Origin of the sequence: Streptomyces glaucescens, from assembly GCF_002154375.1 — a bacterium.
GTDB classification, from domain to species: Bacteria; Actinomycetota; Actinomycetes; order Streptomycetales; family Streptomycetaceae; genus Streptomyces; species Streptomyces glaucescens.
This window is the reverse complement of the sequence record NZ_MUND01000779.1, coordinates 1-5,064: the sequence shown is the minus strand read 5'-3', so window position 1 is coordinate 5,064 and position 5,064 is coordinate 1. Positions and strand designations below refer to the sequence as shown.

4 protein-coding genes are annotated in these 5,064 nt (G+C 71.1%); all 4 read right to left on the bottom strand.

Annotated features, from left to right (window positions below):
* Positions 1-554, bottom strand: a 554-nt coding sequence (gene narI / locus CCN42_RS37070) for a respiratory nitrate reductase subunit gamma (RefSeq protein WP_086741693.1), incomplete at its 3' end; no start/stop codon positions are given.
* Positions 551-1,045 carry a nitrate reductase molybdenum cofactor assembly chaperone gene (gene narJ, locus CCN42_RS37065; protein WP_086741692.1) on the bottom strand — a complete coding sequence of 165 codons (495 nt, stop codon included), beginning with the start codon at positions 1,043-1,045 and terminating at the stop codon, positions 551-553. The genes narI and narJ, both read right to left, overlap by 4 nt.
* A complete protein-coding gene (gene narH, locus CCN42_RS37060; protein WP_086741691.1) occupies positions 1,045-2,640 on the bottom strand; it encodes a nitrate reductase subunit beta in 1,596 nt (531 codons plus the stop codon). The genes narJ and narH overlap by 1 nt, the downstream gene beginning before the upstream one ends.
* On the bottom strand, positions 2,640-5,064 hold a 2,425-nt coding region (locus tag CCN42_RS37055; RefSeq protein ID WP_143662154.1), incomplete at its 5' end, for a molybdopterin-dependent oxidoreductase. The genes CCN42_RS37055 and narH, both read right to left, overlap by 1 nt.

Below are 5,064 nucleotides of genomic sequence, written 5' to 3'. Positions count from 1 at the left end.
GCGTGGATCGCGTACAGCGCCGGCACCCCCGCCATCAGCCCGGTGTCCGGCCGGAGCGTGAACAGGCTGCGCGACCAGGGCGCGATCGAGGCACGGTAGTCGTAGCCGTCGCCGGAGGTGTGGGAGAGCTTGGCGACCATGCCGAGGACGATCGCCGCGAGCAGGACGAGGTACATCAGCTTGTCGTTGACGGTCGTCGCGCGGAAGACCGGTGCCTTGGTCCGTCGACGGTGGACGAGCAACAGGATCCCGACGACCGTCAGCGCGCCGGCCGCCGTGCCGCCGTACAGCGAGAACAGGTGGTACGTGTGCTCGGTGACCCCGAGACCGTCGGTCCACGACACCGGGACGAACAGGCCCACGACGTGTCCGACGAGCACGAAGAGGATGCCGTAGTGGAAGGCGGGGGAGGCGATGTTCAGCAGCTTCGACTCGTAGATCTGCGAGGAGCGCGTGGTCCAGCCGAACTTGTCGTAGCGGTGGCGCCACACCAGCCCCGCGACCAGGAGAACGAAGGCGAGGTACGGCAGAACGCCCCAGAGGAAGACGGTCATGAGCGCGCTCCGGTGTGTACGGTCGGCAGTGTGGCGCACACGGCGTCCAGGACGCACGCGTACGGCGTACCGAAGGCGGTCAGCCGGGTGCGCAGCTCCTCCAGGGCGCCGCGGTGCTCCGTCAGCAGGGAGGTGTCCCCGGTGCGGGCCGCGAACTCCAGCACCGCCGGCAGGAAGTCCGGCAGTTCCTCACCGCTGAACTCCAGGCCGTGCGCCCGGTAGACGTCCTTGAAGCGGACCAGCGACATCCCGCGCCGCCGGGTGTCGCCGTCCCGCCACCAGCTCAGGTACAGGCTGTGCCGGTTCTTGAAGTCGAAGACCCGCACGTAGTGCGCGGCCAGCTCCATCGCCGGGGTGACGGCCGCGTGGTCGGTGAACTCCCGCAGCTGCGGGGCGGCCTCGCGCAGCAGCGGCAGCCGGGCGCGGAAGTCGTCGTCCGGATACGTCAGGCAGAGCGCCGCCGCCTGGTACAGCACCGCGTCCGAGGGCATCACGCCTCCTTCGCGTCGTCGGAGGTCTGCCGCCGGCGCAGCAGGTGGAAGTTCTCCACCGTCACCAGCGGCAGCCGCCTGCGGCCGGAGTCACCGCCGAACGGGCCGTCGCCGCCCATCCCCGGACCGTCGGCGTGGTCGAGGCTGCACGCGTCGGGCACCGCCGTCTCCTCCAGGCGCCGCGCGTCGCCGAGCGCCGCGGTCGGGATGACGTACCGCTCCTCGTACTTGGCGATCGCCAGCAGCCGGTACATCTCCTCCACCTCCCCGGGCGCCATGCCGACGGCGGCGGCGATCTGCGGGTCCGGCTCCTCGCCCAGATTGATCGCCCGCATGTGCGAGCGCATCGCGGCGAGCTTGTCCAGCGAGGCCTTCACCGGGCCGACGTCCCCGGCCGAGAAGAGTTCCGCCAGGTACTCCAGCGGGATGCGCAGCGTGTCGATCGCGCCGAACAGATTGCCCGCGTCCTCCCCGTCGTGCCCGGTCCCGGCCAGCGCGTCCACCACCGGCGACAGCGGGGGGATGTACCAGACCATCGGCATCGTGCGGTACTCCGGGTGCAGCGGGAGCGCCACACGGTACGTGCTGATCAGCGCGTGCACGGGGGAGCGGCGGGCCGCCTCCAGCCAGTCGTCCGGGATGCCCGCCCGCTCCGCCGCCCGCCGCACCTCCGGGTCCCGCGGGTCGAGGAAGACATCGAGCTGCGCCTGGTACAGCGCCTGGTCGTCGGGCACCGACGCGGCGGCGGTCACCTTGTCGGCGTCGTAGAGGATCACCCCGAGGTAGCGCAGCCGGCCGACGCACGTCTCCGAGCACACCGTCGGCAGACCGACCTCGATGCGCGGGTAGCACAGGGTGCACTTCTCGGCCTTGCCGGTGCGGTGGTTGAAGTAGACCTTCTTGTACGGGCACCCCGTCACGCACATCCGCCAGCCCCGGCAGTGGTCCTGGTCGACCAGGACGATGCCGTCCTCCGCCCGCTTGTACATCGCCCCGGACGGGCAGGACGCCACGCACGACGGGTTCAGGCAGTGCTCGCAGATGCGCGGCAGATAGAACATGAACGTCTGCTCGAACGCGAACCGCACCTTCTCCTCTGCCTCTTGCCGGACGCGCTCCACCATCGGGTCGAGATCACCGTAGGCGGGCGCGCCGGCCAGGTTGTCGTCCCAGTTCGACGACCATTCGATCTTCATCGGCTTGCCGTCGATCGACGACACCGGCCGGGCGACGGGGTAGTCGTCGCCGAGCGGGGCGTCGGTGAGGTTGCGGTACTCGTACGTCCAGGGCTCGTAGTAGTCCTTGATCTCCGGCAGCTTCGGGTTGGAGAAGATGCCCGCGAGCGTCCTCAGCCGCCCGCCCGCCTTGAGCTTCAGCGCGCCGCGCCGGTTCAGCTCCCAGCCGCCGCGCCACTTCCCCTGGTCCTCGTAGCGGCGCGGATAGCCCTGGCCGGGGCGGGTCTCCACGTTGTTGAACCAGACGTACTCCATGCCCCGCCGGTTGGTCCACGCCTGTTTGCAGGTGACCGAGCAGGTGTGGCAGCCGATGCACTTGTCGAGGTTCATCACCATCGCGATCTGGGCCATCGGGCGCATCAGTACTCGACCTCCTGGCTCCGGCGGCGGATCACGGTCACCTCGTCGCGCTGGTTGCCCGTCGGGCCGAGGTAGTTGAACGCCCAGGACAGCTGGGCGTAGCCGCCGACCAGATGGGTCGGCTTCATGATCAGCCGGGTGAGGGAGTTGTGGATGCCGCCCCGCGTCCCGGTCGTCTCCGCCTTCGGCACGCCCACTGTGCGCTCCTGCGCGTGGTGCATGTAGACGGTGCCGGGCGGCATGCGGTGCGAGACGATCGCCCGGGCGACGACCACGCCGTTGCGGTTGACCGCCTCGATCCAGTCGTTGTCCGCCACGCCGATCGCGTCCGCGTCCTGCGGGGACATCCAGATGGTCTGGCCGCCCCGGGAGAGGGCCAGCATGAAGAGGTTGTCCTGGTACTCGGAGTGGATGGACCACTTGTTGTGCGGGGTGAGGTAACGCACCGTCACCTCGCGCTGCCCGTCGGCGCCGACGCGGGGTTCGCCGAAGAGGCGGTGCATGTCGAGCGGGGGGCGGTAGACGGGCAGCGCCTCGCCGAGTTCGTGGATCCAGTCGTGGTCGAGGAAGAAGTGCTGGCGGCCGGTGAGGGTGTGCCACGGCTTGCCGTGCTCGGTGTTCAGCGTGAACGCCGTGTACCGTCGGCCGCCGGCTTCGCTCCCCGACCACTCCGGTGACGTGATCACCGGCACCGGCGCGGCCTGCGTGTCCGCGTAGGTGATCCGGTTCCCCTCGTGCTCGGCGGCCAGATGCGCCATCTCCTGCCCGGTGCGCGCCTCCAGGGTGCGGAAACCCTGGGTGGCTAGCCGGCCGTTGGTGGTGCCGGACAGGGCGAGGACGGTGTTCGCCGCCTTCACCGCCGTGTCCAGCGCGGGCCGGCCGTCGGCGGGGCCGCCGCGCACCACGCCGTTGAGCCCGCGCAGGTGCTCCACCTCCTCGTCCGGCCGCAGCGCGATGCCCTTCGCGGGCAGGCCCAGCTCCTCCACCAGCGGGCCGAGGGCGGCGAACTTCGCGCCGACCGCGGTGTAGTCGCGCTCCACGACGACGAGGCCCGGCATCGTCTCGCCGGGCACCGGATCGCACTCGCCGCGCCTCCAGTCCCGCACCACCCCGCCCGGCTGGGCGGTCTCACCCGGCGTGTCGTGCTGGAGCGGGGCCGCCACCAGGTCCTTGCGCACCCCCAGATGACCCACGGCCAGCTCACTGAACCGCTCGGCGATCGCCTTGAACGTGTCGAAGTCGGTGCGCGCCTGCCAGGGCGGGTCCACGGCCGGGGTGAAGGAGTGCACGTAGGGGTGCATGTCGGTGGACGACAGATCGTGCTTCTCGTACCAGGTCGCGGCGGGCAGCACCACGTCGGAGAGCAGGGTGGAGGAGGTCTGCCGGAAGTCCAGCGACAGCAGCAGGTCGAGCTTGCCCTCGGGGGCCCGCTCGTGCCACGTCACCTCACGCGGCCGTACCTCCTCGGGAGCCTCCTTTGCCCGCAGCGACGAGTGGGTGCCCAGCAGGTGCTTGGTGAAGTACTCCGCGCCCTTGGCCGAGGAGCCCAGCAGATTCGCCCGCCACAGGGTCAGCACGCGCGGCCAGTTCTCCGGCGCGTCCGGGTCCTCGCAGGCGAACTTCAGCGTGCCCGCGCGCAGTTCGGCGACCGCCTTCGCCACCGGATCGCCGAACACCTCGCCCAGCTCCAGCGGGTTGCGGTCGAACGTCGGATACGACGGCATCCAGCCCGCGCGCGCCGACAGCGCGAGGCAGTCGGCGCCCGTCATCCCGGCCAGCCGGCCCTCGGCGAGCGGTGAGGTGAGCACATCGGCGGTGAAGCGGTCGTAGCGCCACTGGTCGGTGTTGAGGTACCAGTACGCCGTGCCGATCATCTGCCGGGGCGGCCGGGACCAGTCGGAGGCGGCGGCCAGCGTGGCCCAGCCGGTCGACGGGCGGCACTTCTCCTGGCCCACGTAGTGGGCCCAGCCGCCGCCGTTGCGGCCCTGGCAGCCGGTGAGCTGGAGCAGCGCCAGGAAGGCGCGGTAGATCGTCTCGGAGTGGAACCAGTGGTTGGTGCCGGCGCCCATCAGGATCATGCAGCGGCCCTTGGACCGCTCGGCGGTCCGCGCGAACTCCCGTGCGATCCGGACGCACTGGGCGGCGGGGACGGAGGTGTGGGTCTGCTGCCAGGCGGGGGTGCCGGGGGTGTGGGGGTCGTCGTAGGAGGCGGGCCAGTCGCCGGGGAGACCGGGGCGCCGGACACCGTACTGGGCCAGCAGCAGGTCGTACACGGTCGTCACCAGAACGCCGCCGGCATCCCGCACACCGCCGGGATCCCGCACACCGCCGCCGGCATACCGTCCACCGTCGACATCGCCCGCTCCACCGCTCCCGCGCTCCAGCCGCATCACCGGCACCCCCCGTCGCACCACCTCCCCGCGC